This window comes from Oleiphilus sp. HI0128 (genome assembly GCF_001635365.1).
This window is the reverse complement of the sequence record NZ_LWGG01000056.1, coordinates 1-780: the sequence shown is the minus strand read 5'-3', so window position 1 is coordinate 780 and position 780 is coordinate 1. Positions and strand designations below refer to the sequence as shown.

The 780-nt window shown below is 43.8% G+C and carries 1 protein-coding gene and 1 pseudogene; both read left to right on the top strand.

All coding sequences use genetic code 11. The features are described from left to right. Positions 1-497 (top strand): dihydrodipicolinate synthase family protein (locus tag A3763_RS00775; protein WP_197482656.1); only part of this gene is annotated, 497 nt, incomplete at its 5' end. Then, positions 497-780, top strand: a pseudogene (locus tag A3763_RS00770) (hypothetical protein); the annotation flags it as partial. The gene A3763_RS00775 and the pseudogene A3763_RS00770, both read left to right, overlap by 1 nt.

Genomic DNA, 780 nt, shown 5'->3' with positions numbered 1-780 from the left:
AAATTGATCAGATTCTTTACAACGTACCGGGTCGAACAGTTGTTGATATGCAGAACGAGACGGTTCTTCGTTTAGCTGATGTACCTAATATTGTCGGCATTAAAGACGCCACAGGTGATATTGCTCGTGGCAGTGAACTCATCAAGTCCTTAAATGGCAAAATGCCGGTCTATTCGGGTGATGATGAAACTGCTTATAAGTTGATCTTGGCGGGTGCCAAAGGCAATATTTCAGTTACAGCTAATGTACTTCCTGCTGAGATGAGTCAGCTTTGTCGCCTAGCGCTTGATGGTAAGGCTGAGCAAGCTCAAACTTTGAATGATCAGTTGGCGTCAGTTCACGAAGCAATGTTCGTTGAAGCTAACCCCATACCTGTTAAGTTCGCGTTAAATAGAATGGGTCTGATTGGCTCAGGTATTCGCTTGCCATTGACTGAGCTAAGCAAACAATATCATTCGCAAGTAGAGTCTGCGTTAACAGCGAAAAAACTGATTTGATGAGTGATATAACTATTAAAATTATTGCCCGTCGGGCCTTACTGGTTTTTTCTGCTTTCGCATTAACGGCATGTGGGCTGATCAAAGACAGATCTGGGGAGTACAATGCTGCTGAGACAAGCCAAAGGATTACTGTGCCGGAGGGGTATTCAGATCTAAAAATTGGTTCTCGTTATCCTATTCCGAACGTTGATCGTAAAGCGGCCAGTTCTGATCAGGAGGGTTATGAGCTACCTAAACCTCCAAATGCTACGGCAGCTTTAAGTGCAGATCCATATTTGGT